This window comes from Lachnoclostridium sp. MSJ-17, from assembly GCF_018918205.1.
Lineage (GTDB): Bacteria > Bacillota > Clostridia > Oscillospirales > Acutalibacteraceae > Ruminococcoides.
Window position 1 is genome coordinate 1 of record NZ_JAHLQB010000031.1, and the last position, 19,240, is coordinate 19,240.

17 protein-coding genes, 1 rRNA gene and 1 pseudogene are annotated in these 19,240 nt (G+C 53.1%); 4 read left to right on the forward strand and 15 right to left on the reverse strand.

What is annotated here, in order from left to right; all coding sequences use genetic code 11:
* The 4 genes from KQI64_RS02530 to KQI64_RS02545 all read right to left on the reverse strand — a co-directional run.
* A partial coding sequence (locus KQI64_RS02530) for a patatin-like phospholipase family protein (RefSeq protein ID WP_216523194.1) occupies positions 1-797 on the reverse strand: 797 nt, incomplete at its 3' end.
* Positions 798-816: 19 nt separating this feature from the next.
* Positions 817-2,532, reverse strand: a complete 1,716-nt coding sequence (locus KQI64_RS02535; protein WP_216523195.1) for a glycosyltransferase family 39 protein — start codon at positions 2,530-2,532, stop codon at positions 817-819.
* 134 nt (positions 2,533-2,666) lie between these two features.
* Positions 2,667-4,715: a 1,4-alpha-glucan branching protein GlgB gene (gene glgB / locus KQI64_RS02540; protein WP_216523196.1), complete on the reverse strand. Its 2,049-nt coding sequence runs from the start codon at positions 4,713-4,715 to the stop codon at positions 2,667-2,669.
* A gap of 174 nt (positions 4,716-4,889) precedes the next feature.
* On the reverse strand, positions 4,890-6,038 hold the full coding sequence (locus KQI64_RS02545) for a tRNA(Met) cytidine acetate ligase (protein ID WP_216523197.1): 1,149 nt from the start codon (positions 6,036-6,038) through the stop codon (positions 4,890-4,892).
* A gap of 164 nt (positions 6,039-6,202) precedes the next feature.
* Between KQI64_RS02545 and KQI64_RS02550 the strand changes: the two genes are divergently transcribed.
* The gene (locus KQI64_RS02550; protein ID WP_216523198.1) at positions 6,203-7,411 is read left to right on the forward strand and encodes an acetate/propionate family kinase; all 1,209 of its coding nucleotides are present in this window, start codon (positions 6,203-6,205) and stop codon (positions 7,409-7,411) included.
* A 60-nt stretch (positions 7,412-7,471) separates the two neighbouring features.
* Here KQI64_RS02550 and KQI64_RS02555 read toward each other — a convergent pair whose 3' ends face one another.
* Genes KQI64_RS02555 through KQI64_RS02565 form a run of 3 tightly spaced genes read right to left on the reverse strand, consistent with a single transcriptional unit; the run spans position 7,472 to position 10,882 of the window.
* Positions 7,472-8,680 (reverse strand): glycosyltransferase 87 family protein, encoded by a 1,209-nt coding sequence (locus tag KQI64_RS02555; protein ID WP_216523199.1) that lies wholly within the window; start codon positions 8,678-8,680, stop codon positions 7,472-7,474.
* On the reverse strand, positions 8,677-9,678 hold the full coding sequence (gene trpS / locus KQI64_RS02560; protein WP_216523200.1) for a tryptophan--tRNA ligase: 1,002 nt from the start codon (positions 9,676-9,678) through the stop codon (positions 8,677-8,679). Before trpS ends, KQI64_RS02555 begins: the two co-directional genes overlap by 4 nt.
* A 13-nt stretch (positions 9,679-9,691) precedes the next feature.
* Positions 9,692-10,882 (reverse strand): aminotransferase-like domain-containing protein, encoded by a 1,191-nt coding sequence (locus KQI64_RS02565; RefSeq protein WP_216523201.1) that lies wholly within the window; start codon positions 10,880-10,882, stop codon positions 9,692-9,694.
* A gap of 253 nt (positions 10,883-11,135) precedes the next feature.
* Between KQI64_RS02565 and spoIIID the strand changes: the two are divergent.
* Positions 11,136-11,396, forward strand: a pseudogene (gene spoIIID, locus KQI64_RS02570) (sporulation transcriptional regulator SpoIIID); the annotation flags it as partial.
* A gap of 70 nt (positions 11,397-11,466) precedes the next feature.
* Positions 11,467-11,658, forward strand: a complete 192-nt coding sequence (locus KQI64_RS02575) for a hypothetical protein (RefSeq protein ID WP_216523202.1) — start codon at positions 11,467-11,469, stop codon at positions 11,656-11,658.
* A gap of 85 nt (positions 11,659-11,743) precedes the next feature.
* Here KQI64_RS02575 and mgtE read toward each other — a convergent pair whose 3' ends face one another.
* A complete protein-coding gene (gene mgtE / locus KQI64_RS02580) occupies positions 11,744-13,111 on the reverse strand; it encodes a magnesium transporter (RefSeq protein WP_216523203.1) in 1,368 nt (455 codons plus the stop codon).
* A gap of 318 nt (positions 13,112-13,429) precedes the next feature.
* On the opposite strand from mgtE, the gene KQI64_RS02585 reads away from it, so the two are divergent.
* Positions 13,430-14,053: a hypothetical protein gene (locus tag KQI64_RS02585; RefSeq protein ID WP_216523204.1), complete on the forward strand. Its 624-nt coding sequence runs from the start codon at positions 13,430-13,432 to the stop codon at positions 14,051-14,053.
* Positions 14,054-14,097: 44 nt separating this feature from the next.
* Here the strand turns inward: KQI64_RS02585 and KQI64_RS02590 are convergent, their stop codons facing one another.
* The 7 genes from KQI64_RS02590 to argB form a co-directional block, all read right to left on the reverse strand.
* On the reverse strand, positions 14,098-15,153 hold the full coding sequence (locus KQI64_RS02590; protein ID WP_216523205.1) for an FkbM family methyltransferase: 1,056 nt from the start codon (positions 15,151-15,153) through the stop codon (positions 14,098-14,100).
* Between the two features lie 61 nt (positions 15,154-15,214).
* Positions 15,215-15,331: ribosomal RNA gene (gene rrf, locus KQI64_RS02595) — 5S ribosomal RNA — on the reverse strand.
* Between the two features lie 74 nt (positions 15,332-15,405).
* The gene (locus tag KQI64_RS02600; RefSeq protein WP_216523206.1) at positions 15,406-15,891 is read right to left on the reverse strand and encodes a GtrA family protein; all 486 of its coding nucleotides are present in this window, start codon (positions 15,889-15,891) and stop codon (positions 15,406-15,408) included.
* Positions 15,892-15,983: 92 nt separating this feature from the next.
* Positions 15,984-16,907 (reverse strand): ornithine carbamoyltransferase, encoded by a 924-nt coding sequence (argF, locus tag KQI64_RS02605; RefSeq protein ID WP_216523207.1) that lies wholly within the window; start codon positions 16,905-16,907, stop codon positions 15,984-15,986.
* On the reverse strand, positions 16,908-18,077 hold the full coding sequence (locus KQI64_RS02610; protein ID WP_216523208.1) for an aspartate aminotransferase family protein: 1,170 nt from the start codon (positions 18,075-18,077) through the stop codon (positions 16,908-16,910).
* A 6-nt stretch (positions 18,078-18,083) separates the two neighbouring features.
* Positions 18,084-18,512: a GNAT family N-acetyltransferase gene (locus KQI64_RS02615; RefSeq protein ID WP_216523209.1), complete on the reverse strand. Its 429-nt coding sequence runs from the start codon at positions 18,510-18,512 to the stop codon at positions 18,084-18,086.
* A gap of 17 nt (positions 18,513-18,529) precedes the next feature.
* A partial coding sequence (gene argB, locus KQI64_RS02620; RefSeq protein ID WP_216523210.1) for an acetylglutamate kinase occupies positions 18,530-19,240 on the reverse strand: 711 nt, incomplete at its 5' end.

Genomic DNA, 19,240 nt, shown 5'->3' on the forward strand with positions numbered 1-19,240 from the left:
AAGAGCTGGGTATTCTCGTTCTTGATCTCAATCGCGAGATCAGCGAGCTTCTGCGACTTGCGGGTGCCGTCGATCGAGTAAACGTCGAGCGCGCGCCAGATGACCTTGATAAGACCGTCAAGACCCGCGTCGGGATCGTAAGCCATGATGTCGAAGCCGATCGCGAGAACCTTTCCGACGCCCATGTCCTTGAGCACCTTGACGGGAAGGTTGTCCTTTGAGCCGCCGTCGATGAAATTGTAGTTGCCGTAGTCGCAGGTGGTGTATATCGCGGGGAACGACATACTCGCTCTGACCGCAACGTCAAGCGGCACGTCGGTGAGGTAGTGAATGTGGTCGTTATGCAAGCCCTCGTTCTCGGTGAGGAAAATGCACTCGTCTGTGGTTAGAGTGTCGACGGTGCAGATCGAGAGATTAATCGGCAGATCGCGGAAGCCGCGTATGCCCTTGAGAAGCATTCCTTCCTTGACGACGTCGGCGATCAGCTGTCCGTCCTTTATGCCGTCCTTGTCGACCTTCTTGTTTATGATGAACGTAGCGAGAGCCTTGAAAATCAGTCCGCTGTCGATTTCGGCGAGGGTTTTCCAGTGCTTTTTCGCGAAGTACCGCATTTCCTCGGGCGTCATGCCCATAGCGCAGATCGCAGCCATCGCCGCGCCGGAGCTGGTGCCCGAAACGAACTGCGGATGTATCCCCAGCTCGTAGAGAGCCTTTATCGCGCCGATGTGCGCAATACCCTGTAATCCGCCGCCCGACAACGCGAAGCCTATCGCGTTTTTTCTGTCCGTTCTGTCCATGTGGAGCCTCCTTTCGATATTACTTGTAGAAACGGTAAACATTGCAGTACGACTCTGTTTCCACAAAGTAGTCGTACCAGTTATAGAATTCGTCGAAGCTGTAGTCAGCCTGAATCATATCGAAGTGCTTGAAGTCCGTGTTCGAGGTTATTCCTCCGATCACAGTCTCCGCGTCGGCAAGACGTGAAATGTAGACCGTGACCTCGTTCCGGGATTTGAGCCGCTCGTCGCTGTAGAAGTTTTTGAGCGTATCGGCTTCCTTGCGGTCAACGTCGCCGTTGTTCATATACGCGTCCGCGAAGGCGGTGATTTTTCCGTTTGTGATAACGCCGCGGTCGTTGGCGAAGGTCTCAAGCTCCTGAGCGAGAGTCCGTGACATCTCGGTGGTCTGCAAAATCATCGTGTTGTCGTAGTTCATGAACTTGTCGATGCACTTGTTCCATTCGAGCATAGCGGTGCCGACGAACACGCAGTCCTTTGTCTTTGGCTCATAGAGATTGGTCTTGCCGTAGATGTAATACGGCTGAACCGTCACGAAGCCGATGACGCACGCCAGAACCATGCAGGCAGGCACGGCGAGCTGAACCGTTTTGTTTCTGAACAGGAAGCCCGCAATGCGGATAAATGCGAAGGTGAACATCATCGAGATAAGAGGCAGACTCGCCATGACGTAGCGGTCGCTGTTGAACGGCGAGAGCAGCGAGATTCCGATGAAAAACACCAGTCCCGGGATAATCACGAAGAACGCCTTGCGCGGCAGCTTTTTCTTTTTGACGAAGCGCATGAACACGCCGAAGCCGAGAGCCGCGCCTGCACAGAGGGCAAAGAGCCATATCCTGTTGAGAAACAGGTCCTTCGAGAGCACCTGGATGTATGTGCCGATTTTGTAGAAGAAGTAGGTGACGATAGTTATCGCGTCGATCGAGAGGTCGAGAGAACCGAGTCCGCGGTTGCCGCCGAGGACGTTCTCGATGATATGCGGATAAATCGCCATTGCTATACCCGCTCCGACTACAGCGGTCGCCGCGTAGAGCAGGAAGTTTTTGATTTTCTTTTCCTTAATGCTGAAAATCATGTAGACAAGACCCGCGAGTCCCGCGCAGAGAATGAAGTAATACTGCGTGAGAATGCCGAGAGTCACTACGGGCAGCAGCACGGCGCACTGCCACAGCTTTACCTTCTCCTGCTCGTAGAACCACATGGTGAGGTTGATGAAGGTCAGCACAAAGAAGGTCAGCGAGGCGTACATGCGCAGATAAATAGTCGTGGTTATACAGGCTATGCTCAGCGCGTAACCTCCGACGGCGATGAGCGCGTAGAGATTGTTGTCCGTGACGCGCTTGCCGATTTTGAAGAGCATGATCAGAGCGCCCGCCATCATCGCGAGGTTTATCACAAACGCCAGCCACTTGCTGAACACCTCCGGGAAGAAGGAGCAGACTGTGTGCACCAATGCGTAATAGAACGGCGGGTGCGAGGCGTCGATGATCTGGTTCTGAACCACCTGCGCGTAATCGAAGCGGTGCTCCGGGTAGACGGCGAGGTACTCGTTCATGTCCTCGGGAGTGTTCCAGCCGCCGATATTGAGCTGCTTTGAGGAATTCGCGAGGTTGTAGGTGAGCAGCTCGTCCTCGTGATAGCCCTGCTTGGCGTTGAGATAGAACGCGGAAATGCACAGGCTTACGACGATAACAGCCGCGAGAGCGATACGTGAAATTTTGTTGCTGATATTCATAGGCGACACCCTTTTGGAATTTCTAATTTATTATAACACTTTTGTATCTGTATCTACAATAGTTATTTTAAAATTTTTGTCCCAAAAAGAAAAAGAGAGGTCTGATTTCTCAAACCTCTCCTGAAAATCAAAGATTATTCAGCCTTTTCCGCTTTCTTTGCGGCGGGCTTTTTGGGGGCTGTCTTTTTTACCGGAGCCTTCTTGACGGACTTCTTAGCGGCAGCCTTCTTTTCGTCCGCGGGGGTCTCTGCCTTTTTCTTTGCAACGCGCTTTTTCGGCACGGGCAGAGCTTCCTTAAGACGATAGTAGCAAACGCCGAGAGGCGGCAGGGTCAGCTCGAGAGTGTAGTCGAGCTCGTGCTCCTTCTTGTTCTTTGTCTTGAGGTCGCCGGCGTTCTTGATACCGCAGCCGCCGAACTCCTCGTTCTCGGAGTTGAATACCTCCTCGTAGATGCCGTAAACGGGAACGCCTACGCGGTAGTTCTCACGGGTAACGGGCTGGAAGTTGCAGACAACGAGGATCTCGCTTCCGTCGTTCGCGATTCTGCGGAACGCGATAACGCTGTTCTGATAGTCGTCGAGAGCTACCCACTGGAAGCCGTTCCAGTCGTAGTCGTTCTCGTGCATAGCGGGTGTGTCGCGGTAGAACTTGTTCGCCACGGCGAAGAAGTGATTGATCTGACGGTGCTTCTCGTAGTCGAGCAGACCCCACTCGAGCTGGTCGTTGGCGTTCCACTCGTCGAACTGACCGATCTCACTGCCCATGAACATGAGCTTCTTGCCCGGGTGAGCGAGCATGTAGGTAACAAAGCCTCTTACGCCCTGGAACTTCTGGTCGTAGCCGCCGGGCATCTTATTGATAAGCGAGCCCTTGCCGTAAACGACCTCGTCGTGCGAGATGGGCAGCATGAAGTTCTCAGAGAACGCGTAAACCATGCTGAAGGTAAGGGTGTCGTGGTGGTAGTTTCTCCACAGGGGATCGAGGGAGATGTAGGACAGCATGTCGTTCATCCAGCCCATGTTCCACTTGTAGTCGAAGCCGAGACCCATACCCTCGATCGGATAACGGGTAACGTTAGGCCACGCTGTGCTCTCCTCGGCGATCATCATTACGTCGGGATGGAACTCGTGTACAACGCTGTTGAGCTTCTGGAGGAAGTCGACAGCGACGAGGTTCTCTCTGCCGCCGTAGGCGTTGGCGATCCACTCGCCGTCCTTGCGGTTGTAGTCGAGATAGAGCATCGAGGCGACCGCGTCAACGCGGATACCGTCGATGTGATACATATCGAGCCAGAACATAGCGGAGGAGATCAGGAAGCTGGTAACCTCATATCTGCCGTAGTTGAAGATATAGGTGCCCCATTCCTTGTGCTCGCCGATTCTCCAGTCCTCGTACTCATAGCAGCCGGTGCCGTCGAAGCGTCCCAGACCGTGAGCGTCCTTGGGGAAGTGAGCGGGAACCCAGTCGAGGATTACGCCGATGCCCGCCTGGTGAGCCTGATCGATGAAATACATCAGATCCTTGGGCTCGCCGTAGCGAGAGGTAGCGGCGAAGTAGCCTGTGCACTGATAGCCCCAGCTTCCGTCGAACGGGAACTCGGTCAGAGGCATGAACTCAATGTGTGTGTAGCCCATTTCCTTGACATAGGGAATAAGCTCCTCGGCAAGCTTGCGGTAGCCGTAGAAGTTGCCGTCGTCATATTTGCGCCATGAACCCGCGTTTACCTCGTAAACGTTGATAGGACGGGTCTTGTGGGGATGAGCGTTCTTGAACTCGTACCAAGCTTCGTCGTTCCACTCGTAGTCATAGATATGATATGTGCGGGACGCGTTGTCGGGACGTGTCTGACAGTGGAAAGCGTAGGGGTCGGTCTTCATCAGACGGTCATTCCACGGAGTCTCAACACAGTACTTGTAGCAGCAGAACTCCCAGAGTCCCTCGATAAACAGCTCCCAGACGCCGGAGTCTGAGATGCGGTACATAAAGTTCGCGTCGGGATTCCAGTCGTTGAAGTCGCCGACTACTGAAACTGATTTTGCGTTAGGCGCCCAAACTCTGAAAACTACGCCTTGACGGCCGTCCCAATTTTCGAAGTGGGATCCGAGGAAGTGGTAGGCTCTCGCGGCCTCACCCTGCAGGAATTGCTCCAGCGGCGGTCTTGTGTCATTGATTGAAAAAGCCATATGATACCTCTTTTCTAAAGTTTTTTACAGAACTTGCAATAGATTTTCGAAAGATACAGTTTTCCAAAATATTCTACACTACTATTATAATATATTTTCACAAATATACAAGAGGTTTTTTTAAGTTTTATGTAAAAATTATTTGGATATTTCGACCTATATGTCGCATAATCGTCATTTTTCACGATTTTCTCTAATGATTCTTGTGCAATAGTCAAGATTTGACGGCATTATTTCATCATAAGCGAGTGAAGCGAGATCACCAGCGCGTATGTCAAGGCGCAAATGCGGCGTGTTTTCGTCGTTTTCGCGCAGGGCTTTCGCAACAGATGTGACGTTTTTGCACATGCAAGAGCGCAAGATTTTCTCTCCCTCATCAGTGAAGCCGAGAATTCTCGCGTAGTCTGACGGCGCTGTCTGCAGCTCCTCGGTAAGACCCAGAAACGCACAGGCGATTATCCTTCTCAGCCGCGCGTGGGTGTAGCGCTTTGTCTTTACCATAGTCAGCAGCTCCTCCACAGACCCTGCTCTGCCCGCTGCGTCGAGTATCCTGTTCTCAAGTCCCTCGCCGACGTCAGGGAACATGCGCAGCTCCTCCGCAGTCATTGAACGCAGGCGGTATAAAACGGCGCGGTCAAGCAGCTCCGGGCGTGTGACGTGCACGGGCACTTCGGGCATGAAAGCCGAGCAGTCCTCACCCGAGCGCAAAAGAGAGCGGATATGCGAGGCTGACGCAAAGCCGCCGTCGGTTTTGCCGCTGTCGTGAGCTACGCCCTTCCGCTTTATCGGGAGCGGACGGATACCCGTACCCCCGAGAGCGCGAATATACTCAACCGCGAGGATATTGTTGGGCGATGAGACCGCCGCCGCAACCTCGCTGCCGCAGACAGTCCTGACAGCCTCCTCCAGAGCGCGGGGATAGTAACCTCCGCCGCGCATTTCAGCGGCGACAAGGGCGTTGACGCGCTCGCTGCGCAACGCTTCCGCGGCTGTCCTCAGAATTTCCGGATCCTCAGTCTCGCAGCCGAAGGCGAGAGTATGCACCTCCGAAAAGGACTTCGCTATTCTCACGCCGCCCTTTGCGAACCTCTCGGCGTTGGCGACGGCATACGCTGTCGGCAGCTCGACTACAAGATCCGCTCCGTGGCGCAGAGCTGTACCCGCGCGCGTGAACTTGTCGCACACCGCGGCCTCGCCGCGCTGGGTGAAGCTTCCGCTCATTATCACTAGGTTAGGCTCGTTTGTCAGGCGTTTTGCTTCCGCCAAAAGGTAGGCGTGTCCGTTGTGGAAGGGGTTGAATTCACAGATTATTGCTGTCGCCATACTTCCTCCTGTATAAAAATGGGTGAAAATTCTGTATAAAATCTCAAAAAGGACTTGAAAAATAGCCATTTATGTAGTATCATTAGTGAGTATATTTGTAATTATTATACATGAAACAAAATTTATTTGCAATAGCGCAATAGTAAATGAAGGGAATTGAGACAATGAAAGTATTAGTTATCAACGCAGGCAGCTCCTCGCTGAAGTATCAGCTCATCGATATGACGAATGAGAGCGTGCTCGCAAAGGGAAACTGTGAGAGAATCGGCACAGACGGCTCGTTCATCGGCTTCAAGACAAACGACGGTCAGAAGATCGAGCGCAAGACTGAAATGAAGAACCACACCCAGGCGTTCCAGGCTGTCAAGGAAGCTCTCCTCGACAAGGAGTACGGCGCGATTTCCGACCTCTCTGAGGTTACCGCTATCGGCCACAGAATAGTACAGGGCGGCGCTTATTTTGACCGCAGCGTGCTCATCGACGCAGACGTTCACGCTAAGATCGAGGAACTCTCTCCTCTCGCACCCCTGCACAATCCCGCTCACCTCCAGGGCATCGACGCGTGCACCGAGGTATTCGGCACCGAGATCCCCCAGGTCGCGGTATTCGACACCGCTTTCCACCAGACAATGCCCGAGAAGGCCTATATGTACGCCGTTCCCTACGAGTATTACGAGAAATACGGCGTGAGAAAGTACGGCTTCCACGGCACATCTCACCGCTATGTAAGCGCAAAGATGGCTGAACTGCTCGGCAAGCCTATCGAGGAAACAAAAATCATCACCTGCCACATCGGCAACGGCTCCTCTATCACAGCTGTTGACGGCGGCAAGGTAATCGACACCACCATGGGTCTTACTCCCCTCGGCGGCTTCATGATGGGTACACGCTCAGGCTCTCTCGACCCCTCAGTTGTAACCTTCATCGGCGAGAAGGAAGGCATGACAATGGCTGAGGCTTCCGAAATGCTCAACAAGAAGTCCGGTCTCCTCGGTGTATCGGGCGTTTCCTCCGACGACCGCGACGTTACCGCCGCTGAGAAGGAAGGCAACCACCGCGCCAAGCTCGCTCACGAGATGCTCTACTACCAGATTGCTCAGTACATCGGCAGCTACTATGTAGCTCTCGGCGGCTGCGACGCTATCGTATTCACCGCAGGTCTCGGCGAGAACCAGCCCTGCCTGAGAGAGGGCGTTTGCAACTACCTCGAGTGCCTCGGCGTAAAGCTTGACAAGGATGTCAACAACAACACCATTCACGGCAGACAGGGTATGCTCACCGCTCCCGATTCCAAGATCCGCGTAGAGCTCATCGCTACCGACGAGGAAATGGTAATCGCAAGAGATACCAGAGATATCGTCGCCGCTCTCTGATTTACAATTTAAAAAATTACGACCTCCGAAGTTCAGCTCCGGAGGTCTTTTTTTGCGTATTTATTTTTCCGAATGCGCGAACCGCAGCGTCGGCTTGTCGAGGACGGTCTCCCTGACAAAGATGAACGTCACGTATGCGTAGAGCGCGATATTTATCACCGCTGTCTGACCGAGCGACAGCGCCTCGTAATTCGCGAACAGGTAATAGCAGTAACCGCGCAGGCTTATCAGCAGCGAGGTCAGAGCGACGAACGGGTGCTTCTTCGTCATGAAGAAGTACGCTATAAGCAGAATATCGAGCAGGTACGAATATCGCTCGTGCATTGACGAGAGGAACATCAGGCAGGTGAAAGACGTCCAGATTCCTGTCATCATAAGCTTGTCGCGCTTGTTGAGGTCGACCTTTTTATGAAGTACAATAAAGAGTCCCGCCGCGAGAATGCCCATAGTCAGCACGATCGAAAGCGGCTTGAGAAGGTAATAATTCTCAACGCTCTGACCGTTGCACATAAAGGCATAGACATTCGGGTAATTCATCTGTATCTGCTTGCCGTAGTCGGTCTGGTCGGCGTAGATTTTGATGATATCAAAAAACGGTCTGCCGAAGAACACCGCGGGCAGGCACATGACGATGTCGGTCAGCGGAATGATTAAAAAGTGCAGAATGCTGATTTTCTTGGACGATACGTAATAGTATATATACAGCGGCAGAATGAAAACCATCTGCAGCTTGAACGCCAACGCTGCGCCGAGAAGGACGAAGGCGGGAATGTGCTTGTCCTTTACCGTGCAGAGGATAGCGAAGATAATCAGGCTGACGTACATCGAATCGCACTGACCCCAGAACGCCGAGTTGAGCACGACCGTCAGGGTGCATAGTGTGACCGCGTAGCTGAGAACCGGAACGAAGTTAAAAAAGTTCTCTTTGCGGTAATTCGCGACGAGCAGTCCGACTCCTCCGGCGAGCGCAAAGTCAAAGACGACCGAAACTATCTTGTACGCGTGCAGCGCCTCGCCCGTGATACGGGTGAGAATGAAGATTATCACCTGATAAGGGATGTTGTAGTTGCCGACCTGCTGCGAAAGTCCCGAAAAATCCTGATCGGCGATCACGTTCCACCAGCCCGAAAGGAAGCTGTTATAGTCGTCGCTGCGGAAATCCATGCCCGCCATGCGGATAAGCACGCCTGCCAGCGTCGCCAGTACAAAGATAATCAGCGCCGCATACTCGCGCACAAAGCCGATTATTTTTTTCTCAACGCCTGTCATCTGACAAAACCTACCTTCTTCATCACCTTTCCGAGGGTGCGGCTGCTGATTTTAAGCGCGATCTCGTCAGCCTTGTGGTAGCAGTCCTCGAGGTACGCCTTGTCCTTGACAAGACGCTCATAGCGCTCTCTTATCGGGCGCAGTTCCTCGACTACAGCCTCGCCGACAGCGGTCTTGAAGTCGCCGTAGCCCTTGCCGGCGAACTCGTTTTCGATCTCCTCAAAGCTCTTGCCGGTGACCGCTCCGTAGATAGTCATGAGGTTGTTTACGCCGTCCTTGCCCTCGGCATAACGGACGCAGGCGTCGCTGTCTGTGACCGCGCGCTTGAACTTCTTCATGATGACCTCGGGGCTGTCGAGCAGATGAACGCAGCCGTTGACGTTCTCGTCGGACTTGCTCATCTTGTTGAGCGGATTCTGCAGGCTCATGACGCGCGCGCCGTTCTTCGGGATAAAGCCCTCGGGAATCTTGAACACTTCGCCGTAAAGACCGTTGAAGCGCTTGGCGATGTCGCAGGTCAGCTCGATGTGCTGCTTCTGGTCGGCGCCTACGGGCACCTTGTCAGCCTGATAGAGCAGAATGTCGCCCGCCATAAGCGAGGGATAGGTGAACAGTCCCGCGTTGATGTTGTCGGCGTGCTTTTTGGACTTGTCCTTGAACTGCGTCATTCGCGAAAGCTCGCCGAACTGGGTGTAGCAGTTGAGTATCCACGCGAGCTCGGCGTGGGTGTGGACGTGGCTCTGAATGAAAAAGAGGCTCTTTTCAACGTCGATGCCGCAGGCGAGGATCGAAGCATAGGCGTCGATGATATTTTTGCGCATCTGAGCGGGGTTCTGTCTTACGGTGATGGTGTGAAGGTCTGCGAGCGCGTAGATGCAGCTGTATTCCTCCTGCATCTTCACCCAGTTGCGGATCGCTCCGAGGTAGTTGCCAAGAGTGATCGTGCCGCTCGGCTGAATCGCGCTGAATACCACCTGTTTCTTTTCTGTCTGTTCCATTTTATGTTACCTCTTACTTATTGTATGATTTAATCAGCTCGCCGAGGAGTCTTATGCCCTTTTCAAGCTGCTCGTCGGTCGGGGTCGAGAAGTTGATGCGGAAGCTGTGACACTCGTCGTTCTCGTTTGTGAGGAAGGCGTTGCCGGGAACCACGCAAACCTTGTTGAGTACAGCGTCCTTGCAGAACTTCGGCATGTCGATATCTTCGGGCAGGTCGCACCAGATGAACAGACCGCCGTCAATGCGGTTGTAGGTGATCTCGGGCGCGCAGTACTTGTCGAGCAGTTCCATGCAGAACTCAGCCTTCTTGGTGTAGATATCGCGCAGGCGCTGCAGGTGCGCGTCGAAGTCGTACTTGGTGATGAACTCGTCGCAGACCACCTGCGACCAGATGTTGGTGTGAACGTCGTTGCCCTGCTTGCAGACAACGAGCTTCTGGAAAACCGGCTTCGGAGCTATGGTGTAGGCTACGCGCATGCCCGGAGAAATTACCTTTGAGAACGAGCCTGCGTAGATCACGATTCCGTCGGTGTCGAAGGACTTGATATTCGGCAGGTTCTCGCCGCTGTAGCGCAGGTCGCCGTAGGGGTTGTCCTCGATGATAAGCACGCCGTACTTCTTGGCGAGCTCATAGACCTTTTTGCGCTTCTCAAGGCTCATGGTAACGCCCGAGGGATTCTGGAAGTTCGGAATGGTGTAAATAAGCTTCGCGTCGGGATTAGCCCTGAGCTTTTCCTCGAGCTCGTCGGTGTTCATGCCGTCGGGTTCAACGGTAACGCCGACAAGACGGGCGTTGTAGGCGCGGAAGGTGTTGAGCGAGCCGATAAAGCTCGGAGCCTCGCAGATGACAGCCTCTCCCTCGTTGACAAGAGCCTTTGTGCACAGATCCATGATCTGCTGCGCACCTGTGGTGATGAGGATATCGTCATTGTCGCTGCCGGTGTTGTGGGTTTTGCGCATGTAATCCATCATGTGCTGACGCAGCGGAGTGTAGCCCTCGGTAACGCTGTACTGAAGTACGGAAATGGGATTCTCGCTGAAAATACGCGCGGATATCTCGGCGATTTCCTTTGCGGGAAAGGCTTCGGGAGACGGATTGCCCGCGGAGAGAGATACCACCTCGGGGTCGGCGGCGTACTTGAAAATCTCACGTATCGCGCTGGGCTTCAAATTGGAAACTCTGTCTGAAAATTGATATTCCATAATTTTACCTTCTTTTACAAAAAATATACTATATTATTGTATCACAGTTGAGTTTGAATGTAAAGTACAGGTTTTAGTGGTTAGGGTCGCTTCGCTCCGAATATAAATCGGGTGCGCCCTTCATTGTCCATTGTCCATTGTCAACTGTCAATTAAAAAAACGGGTGCGGGTGTCCCGCCATAAACTCCACACTCCACACTCCACTCATACTCCCTGTGCTGCGCGCATATACATGAAAAAAAGCATGGAGGAGATTATGGACACAGTTGAAGAACGCGCGGCGGCTCTCGGCGCATATATAATCGAATATAACGCGACCGTCAGAGAAACGGCAAAGCGCTTCGGAATCAGCAAAAGCACGGTACATAAGGACGTCGCGTACAGGCTCAGGAGCGTAAATCCCTCGCTGTACAGCTCCGTGAGGGCAGTTCTCGAGAAAAACAAAAGCGAGCGCCACATACGCGGCGGAATGGCTACGCGTGAAAAATACCGAAAAAAATCGAATTTTTGTTCAGCATTGGGTAATATATCGGACACCTCTCCGTTTATAATAGAATTACAAGATAAACGAGGAGGAAGGTTCAATGGTTAATTTTTGTTTGTTCGTATTTGTAATTCACGCGGTGCGCGATTCAGCCCGGGAGATCGTGTTCGGAAGACAGAAGAAATCCGAAATCTACGCAAAAAAGCGCCGTATGCGCGAATATGAAAGGCGCAGAAACCTGCGCATAAGAAAGCCGCGGAGAATCCACTCCGCGGCAATATTTTTTGTATGACCCCGCCGTTCCGCCTTGTTTCCGCTGAATAAAGCGTTTCCAAAGGCGGGAGAACGCGCCCACCGGCGCCTCCGCGGCAGTTTTTTTATAATTCCAGCAGCATAGACGCCACTCCGAAGTATATGAGCAGCGACAGAGAGTCGCAGACCGTTGAAATCAGCGGGTTCGCCATTACCGCAGGGTCAAGTCCGATTTTGCTCGACAGAAGCGGCAGACTCGAGCCTACGATTTTTGCCATGATGATCGTGCCTACAAGAGTCAGCGATACGACAAGTGCGATGACGACCGCGTTATCGTTGCCGCGCAGATCAAACACCATAAGCTTGATAAAATTCGCCGCGGCAAGCGTCAGACCGCAGAGAGCCGCCACGCGCAGCTCCTTCCAGAGCACCTTGAACATGCTCTTGAACTCGACCTCGCCGAGCGAGAGCGCGCGTATTACGGACACCGACGCCTGGGAGCCGGCGTTACCGCCGGAGCCCGTGATCATCGGAATGAATGACGAGAGTATGATAACGCTCGCGAGCATTCCGTCAAACGCCGAGATGATCGTGCTGGTGAAGGTCGCCGAGAGCATGAGCACGAGCAGCCACGGCACACGCTTCTTGTAAATGCCCCAGACGCTGGTGCGCATATAGGGCTTGTCGGACGGCAGTACCGCCGCCATCTTCTCGATATCCTCGGTTGCCTCCTCGCGGATAACGTCGATAGCGTCGTCGATGGTTACTATGCCGACGATACGCTGCTCGTTATCGACTACCGGCAGCGCAAGAAAGTCGTAGTCCGAAAAGATCTTCGCGACTTCCTCTTGGTCGTCGAGGGTGTGGACGGAGATAACATTCTCCTCCATCATGTCCTTGACAAGGTCGTCGTCCTCCGCAAGCAGCAGATCCTTGACGGTGGTGATACCGATAAGCCGGTTGTAATCGTCGTTTACATAGCAGGTGTAGATAGTTTCCTTGTCAACACCGGTGCGGCGTATGCGCTTGATAGCCATCTCGGCAGTCATGTCGGGACGAAGCGAGATAAACTCCGTCGTCATGATCGAGCCCGCGCTGTCCTCGGGGTACTTGAGCAGCTCGTTTATCTGCCTTCTGGTTTCCTTGTCCGCCTGCCTGAGAATTCGCTTGACGACGTTCGCGGGCATCTCCTCGATAAGGTCGACCGCGTCGTCGACAAACAGCTCGTCGACAACCTCCTTGAGCTCGTTGTCGCTGAAGCCGTGAATAAGGAACTCCTGGGTTTCCTCGTCCATCTCGACGAAGGTCTCCGCCGCAAGCTCCTTTGGCAGAATACGGAACAAGATCGGGGTTTTCTCATCCTGCAGCTCCTCGAACACCGCCGCGATGTCAAAGGGCTTCATTGTCGTCAGGATATCCCTGAGGGTGCTGTACTTCTTTTCATCGAGCAGCACCTTGATGGTTTCCGTAAGGGTCACGTTAACCTGAATCATTGTCTTTCCTCCTCATGTTTGCGTCGTGGAAAGACGTGCTCCGAACAAAGCGTATTTGGTAAACAATGGCAACAGAGTCTGCGGCTATTGTTTACCAAATATGGGCTGAATGAACGCCGCAATCGCGTTCACACACACTTCGTCGCGGAACAGCGCCTGAATTTCCGTCTGCGTCCATTCAAATTTCACCTCACAAATAATTATCCTCTACTATTTTAGTCTATTTTGCACCTAAAGTCAACGAAATTTTCAAGCGTCTTGATTTTTATAAAAAATAATGTATAATATTATTATCCGAATAAATTTGGGAGGTACTACATGAACGGTATGATTAAAAGATATCTGCCCTTTGCACTTATCATTTTCGGCGTATATCTTCTGGTTCCGCTGCTTTTTCTTATCCCGGGGCTTAACAATTTCTCCGCGGTCGCATATTACTTTATCTTTCTGGTAACTCAGGTCGCGTGCTCCGCGTTTTATTGCTCAAAGCACGGTCTTGACTTTCTGTTCGCGCTTATCGCGCCGATCGCGTTCCTGTTTACTATGATGATCTACGCCGGCGGCTTTGCGAACTTCACCAACATCATTCTTCTGGTGGTTTATCTTATCGCGGGCATCTTCGGACTCTTTCTCGGAGACCTCGCCTTCGGCGACGAAAGACGCAAGCGCGAGAAAAAGGAAAAGCAGGCAGCCGAGGAGCTGCTTTTGCAGGCAAAGCGCCGCGACGAGCGCGAGCGTGAGCTGCACAGCGAAAGCGTCCGCGAACCTCAGCGTCCGCGCACGGACAGAACACGCCGTCCTCAGCAGAACACAGGCAGCCGCTACGCGCAGCCAACACGCGCGGCTAAGGACAGCAGCGACGACGATTTCTATGACCGCTACACAGCCGACATGGACAGGGAGCTCGACGAGAGAGTTAACAGACTGCTCAACGAGGATTAATAACAAAACAAAAAGAGGATTGCTCAGGCAGTCCTCTTGCTATTTTAAATGCAGTATAAATTTGTATCCCAAGCGGGAATGTACGGGTGATGCCGCAGATATATTCTGTAATCGGGATTAAGCTCACTGATAAGCAGCGGCAGCCTGAAAATATCCTCAAAGCGGTGATAGGCGGCAAAGTTGAGCTTCGGCTTGTCCGCAAGAGCTTTGCGCATTCCGAGCAGAGTTTCATAGTCCGCGCCCTCGACGTCCGCCTTGACGTAGCCCGCCCTGATGCCGCAGAGCAGTGAATCGACAGGTGCGACGCGCGTCCTGACGCCCTCGGCGGCAATCGCGGAATTTCTGCCCGCCTTATTGTTAAAGGTCAATACGGCGTTTTCCTTCCACGCGCCGAGCTGCCACAGCTCGACACGCTCCATACCCTCACAATGGGCTTTGAGCTTCTCAAAATTCTTCGCGTTCGGCTCGAGAGCAATGATTTTGCGGTAGGCGCCACCGGAATGGCTCAGGAACTCGTCGATAGTGTCGCCGTTGTAGGCTCCAAGATCGACGTAGACCTCGTTACTGCCCAGATTCAGCAGCGAGAAAGCCTCGCTCTTGTCCGTGGTGATCCCGTCGAGCAGCGAAATCTCGCCGGTGTGGTAAAAAGCGAGGACGTTTTCGTACACCCTGCGCGACAAATCGTCCGCCATAAGAGCGTAAGCGGCGTTCATACTGTCGATATTATTGCTGATAAACCCGCCGTCAAAGAGCGCGTCGCCAAAAACAGGCACGCTGGGCACGAGAGTTTTATGGCGCGATGCGACGGATTTTATCGCCGCCATTACATCGGGCAGCTGACTCGCAAAGCACAGAGCCACGGCGAAATCTCCGAACTCCCTCTCGACCTCTGAGAGCGATTTTACGCGGAACCCCTGGAATGTCTGACCTCTGACAAAGCCGTCGCTCGCCATGACCGCGGAAATTTCGATTCCGTACCGCTCAAAGGCGGCTATCACCTTGTCCGCTCCGTCGCCCATTCCGTAGAGCACAACGGGCATGCGGCAGCTCTTGAAATAGTCCCAGACGGACTGATCCTGAAATATTTTCCGCAGCTCCATAAAACCCCCAAAAATCCACACAAAATAAAAACGCCCACCCTGTTGGGTGGACACTTTTGGGTGTTGGCGCCTTCCTATTTTCACAGCCCGTCGCCGGGCAACTATCGTCGGCACTACAGGGCTTAACTTCCGTGTTCGGTATGGGAACGGGTGGACCCCCTGCGTCATCGACACCAACTACTTTGTTGCCGTGTTTTCTCTCGACAACAATAGAGATTATATCACAGTACGTTCATAAAGTCAAGGGTTTTTTCAAACTTTTTTTGAATTTTTTTCTTCTTCCTTGTTTTCTCCCTTTTTACGGAAGATAATCAGCTTGCTGAAGATGTAATTGAGCACGACAACAATAATGCTGGTGATGATTTTCATTACCATATTGATAATATTGTTGTCCGAGCCGAAAATTAACGCCGCGCCCGCGAGGATACCTGTTTCAATGAGCAGGGTGACAAGCCTTGCGGAAACGAAGGTTCCTATCTCATACCAGAGCGTTTTCGCCGCGAAGGACTTGCTGCGGAAAACCCAGAGCTTGTTTGTGATGAACGCAAAAATCACCGCGAATATCCACGAAATGACATTCGAGATTACGATATTCAGCTCGCCGTTCATGCCGAGGCTGCTGAAAAGCGTCATAAACAGCCAGTAGGTGACCCAGCCGACAATGGTGGTGCACACGCCGAAGAACAGGTAGGACAAAATGTCCCAGTGCTTCTTAATAAATTCCTTGATTTTACTCAAATCCGTCAATCCCTTCAAAATCACTGTTCTATACAATATCACAAAAGCGCGCGGTTGTCAAACAGGGCGCGCAGAAGCACGCCCTGATAAGATCATTCCCCGGTTTCGCGGTCGAGCATGCACTCAACGAGCACAGCCTTCTGCGCGTGGAGACGGTTCTCCGCTTCCTCAAAGATTTCAGCCGCGTGAGCCTCGAATACCTCAGCTGTGATTTCCTCGCCGCGGTGAGCGGGCAGACAGTGGAGCACCATGCAGTCGTCGTTTGCGACAGCCATCAGCTCGTCGTTGATCTGGTAGCCGGCGAACGCCGCCTCGCGGATCTTCTTTTCTTCCTCCTGACCCATTGAAGCCCATACGTCGGTAACAAGAACGTCTGCGTTCTTTGCAGCTTCCTTGGGATCCTGTACGATCTCGAACTTGTCGCCGTACTTCTTGCCGAACTCCATGATATGCTCGGGCGGCATATAATCGGCGGGGCATGCGGCTGAGAAGCTCATACCGGTGCTGAGAGCGCCGACGATGAGAGAATTCATCATGTTGTTGCCGTCGCCGATGAAGCACATTTTAAGACCCTCGAGCTTGCCCTTGAACTCGCGGATAGTCATAAGATCAGCGAGCACCTGACAGGGGTGGCAGTAGTCGGTCAAACCGTTGATGATCGGGATAGAGCCGTACTCAGCGAGAGCCTCGACCTCGCTCTGCTCGAAGGTGCGGATCATGATAGCGTCGATAAAACGCGAGAGAACGCGCGCTGTGTCCTGAACAGGCTCGCCCCTGCCGATCTGCAGGTCGTTTGAGCTGAGGAACAGAGGATATCCGCCGAGCTGCGTCATGCCAACCTCGAACGATACGCGTGTACGTGTGCTCGATTTCTCAAAAATCATACCGAGAGTTTTGCCCTTGAGCAGCTTGTGCTCGATGCCGTGCTTGAGCTCGTACTTGAGCTGGTCGGCGAGATTGAGCGTGCGTGTGATCTGCTCAGGAGACCAGTCCTCGAGCTTTAATAGATGTTTCATTTATTTACACTCCTTCAATGTGGATTTTAATATACTTACCGCTTGCGCGAGTTCCTCGCGTGTGATAACGAGAGGAGGAAGCATTCTGAGCACGTCCTTCGCGGTGATGATGAGCAGGCCGTTTTCAACGCACTTCGCGGCGATATCGTGAGCGTCGCCGTCGATTTCGATGCCGACCATAAGCCCCATTCTGCGGACGTTTTTTACTTCGGGAAGCTCCCTGAGCAGCCCCTCGAGATACGCGCCCTTCGCTTCGACCTCGTTAAGAAAATCTTCCTTCGATACTGTGTCGATAACGTAATTCGCGCCGGCACAGACGACGGGATTCGCGCCGAAGGTAGTGCCGTGTGTGGACGGAGTCATAACGCCGCCGAGCTTCCCGTTACAAAGACAAACGCCGATCGGCAAGCCGCCGCCGAGACCCTTCGCCGCCGTAACCAGATCGGGAGAAACGCCGTAATTCTGGAAGGCAAAGAGCTTGCCGGTACGTCCTACGCCGGTCTGTACCTCGTCGACAATGACGAGAATGTCGCGCTTTGAGCAGTAGTCAAACAGAGCCTTCGCGTAGTCCGCGTCCATGATATTAACGCCGCCCTCGCCCTGAATAAGCTCGAGCATAACTGCGCAGGTCTTGTCGCTTACAGCATTTTCGAAAACGGTCATATCGCCCGCTTCAACGTAAGAAAAGCCCTCGGTGAACGGGAAAAAGTAGTTATGAAAAACGTCCTGACCCGTGGCGGAAAGCGTCGTCACGGTTCTGCCGTGGAACGAATTGCGCAGGGTGATTATCTCGTTTCTGCCCTCGCCGTACTTGTCAAAGCTGTATTTGCGCGCGATTTTGATAGCGCACTCGTTAGCCTCGGCGCCGCTGTTGCCGAAGCAGACCTTAGCCATGCCCGTAAGGGTGCAGAGCTTTTCGGCGAGAGTGCTTGCCTGCGGGCTGTAGAAGTAGTTTGACATATGCTGAATAGTCGAAGCCTGCTCAGTCACAGCCTCAACCCAGCCCTCGTTGCAGTAGCCGAGGCTGTTTACGCCGATGCCCGAGGAAACGTCGATGTATTTCTTTCCGTCCTCGTCAAAGGCGGTCACACCCGAGCCGCTGACGAGAGCAACGTCGTACCTGCCGTAGGTGTGCATTATATATTTATTATCAAGTTCTTTTGTGGTCATTTTAATTTATTCCTTTCGAGATGTGTTCTCATAAGAAAATACATACACATCATCTCTTTTAGCGAAACCAAAATCCTTCCAGAACTTCTGTCCTGTTTCGTTATTTTGGTAACAGAAGATATGCGTCTTGTCGATGCCGTCGGCGGCGATGTTCTCGATCGCCTTTTCGGCAAGCCTGTGCCCGATATGACGGCGGCGATATTCGGGCATGACCGCCATGTGGTGGATAAAGCCGCGTCTGCCGTCGTGACCCGCAAGTACGGTTCCGACGATTTTTCCGTCGATAACGGCGACCTGGCTCATGCCCTCGTTGCGCCTGAGATAGCGCTCGATCTGCGATTTTTCGTCCGCCTTAGACAGCGCGCGCTTTGTGGTTATCTGCCACATGGCAAACACCTCGTCGTAGTCGTCAATCGTCATGGGGCGTATTATCATAGACATTATTCCTTTACTTATAATTGATAGAACATCGTGCCGATACCCTCGTCGCTGAACAGCTCGAGAATAATGGAGTGCTCCAGTCTGCCGTCGATGATATGCGCGCGGTTTACGCCGCTGCGGACTGCCTCGACGCAGCAGTCGATTTTGGGTATCATTCCGCCCTTGATGATGCCGTCGCGCTTGAGCATAGGCACCTCGCTGACGTTTACGACGGGGATAAGCGAGCTCTCGTCGTTTACGTCGCAGAGCAAGCCGCGAATATCGGTCATGAGAATCAGCTTTTTGGCTCTGAGCTTAGCGGCGATCTGAGCCGCGGCAAGGTCGGCGTTGATGTTATAGACCTTGCCGTCGTAGCCGCCAGCGACAGTGGCGACGATAGGGATATAACCGTCCTTCATCGCCATTCTCAGCGGCTCGGGATTGACCTCGCGGATCTCGCCGACGTAGCCGAGGTCGTGAGCGGAAGCGAGCTTGTCAGCCATAAGCAGTCTTCCGTCGAGACCGCACATTCCGAGAGCCTTGCCGCCGTGGCGCTCAAAGAGCTGCACAAGGCTCTTGTTGACCTTGCCCGCGAGCACCATCTGGACGATATCCATTGTCTCCTGGTCGGTCACTCTCATTCCGTCCTTGAATACGCTCTCCTTGCCGACGGCGTCGAGCATGGCGTTTATCTCGGGGCCGCCGCCGTGAACCAGCACCACGCTGATTCCGACGAGCTGCAT

What these genes read in the sequence shown, in the direction of transcription:
- KQI64_RS02535 (WP_216523195.1), bottom strand. Translation starts at nt 2,532, where the DNA reads ATGAATATCAGCAACAAAATTTCACGTATCGCTCTCGCGGCTGTTATC.
- glgB (WP_216523196.1), bottom strand. Translation starts at nt 4,715, where the DNA reads ATGGCTTTTTCAATCAATGACACAAGACCGCCGCTGGAGCAATTCCTG.
- KQI64_RS02545 (WP_216523197.1), bottom strand. Translation starts at nt 6,038, where the DNA reads ATGGCGACAGCAATAATCTGTGAATTCAACCCCTTCCACAACGGACAC.
- KQI64_RS02550 (WP_216523198.1), top strand. Translation starts at nt 6,203, where the DNA reads ATGAAAGTATTAGTTATCAACGCAGGCAGCTCCTCGCTGAAGTATCAG.
- KQI64_RS02555 (WP_216523199.1), bottom strand. Translation starts at nt 8,680, where the DNA reads ATGACAGGCGTTGAGAAAAAAATAATCGGCTTTGTGCGCGAGTATGCG.
- trpS (WP_216523200.1), bottom strand. Translation starts at nt 9,678, where the DNA reads ATGGAACAGACAGAAAAGAAACAGGTGGTATTCAGCGCGATTCAGCCG.
- KQI64_RS02565 (WP_216523201.1), bottom strand. Translation starts at nt 10,882, where the DNA reads ATGGAATATCAATTTTCAGACAGAGTTTCCAATTTGAAGCCCAGCGCG.
- KQI64_RS02575 (WP_216523202.1), top strand. Translation starts at nt 11,467, where the DNA reads ATGGTTAATTTTTGTTTGTTCGTATTTGTAATTCACGCGGTGCGCGAT.
- mgtE (WP_216523203.1), bottom strand. Translation starts at nt 13,111, where the DNA reads ATGATTCAGGTTAACGTGACCCTTACGGAAACCATCAAGGTGCTGCTC.
- KQI64_RS02585 (WP_216523204.1), top strand. Translation starts at nt 13,430, where the DNA reads ATGAACGGTATGATTAAAAGATATCTGCCCTTTGCACTTATCATTTTC.
- KQI64_RS02590 (WP_216523205.1), bottom strand. Translation starts at nt 15,153, where the DNA reads ATGGAGCTGCGGAAAATATTTCAGGATCAGTCCGTCTGGGACTATTTC.
- argF (WP_216523207.1), bottom strand. Translation starts at nt 16,907, where the DNA reads ATGAAACATCTATTAAAGCTCGAGGACTGGTCTCCTGAGCAGATCACA.
- KQI64_RS02610 (WP_216523208.1), bottom strand. Translation starts at nt 18,077, where the DNA reads ATGACCACAAAAGAACTTGATAATAAATATATAATGCACACCTACGGC.
- KQI64_RS02615 (WP_216523209.1), bottom strand. Translation starts at nt 18,512, where the DNA reads ATGATAATACGCCCCATGACGATTGACGACTACGACGAGGTGTTTGCC.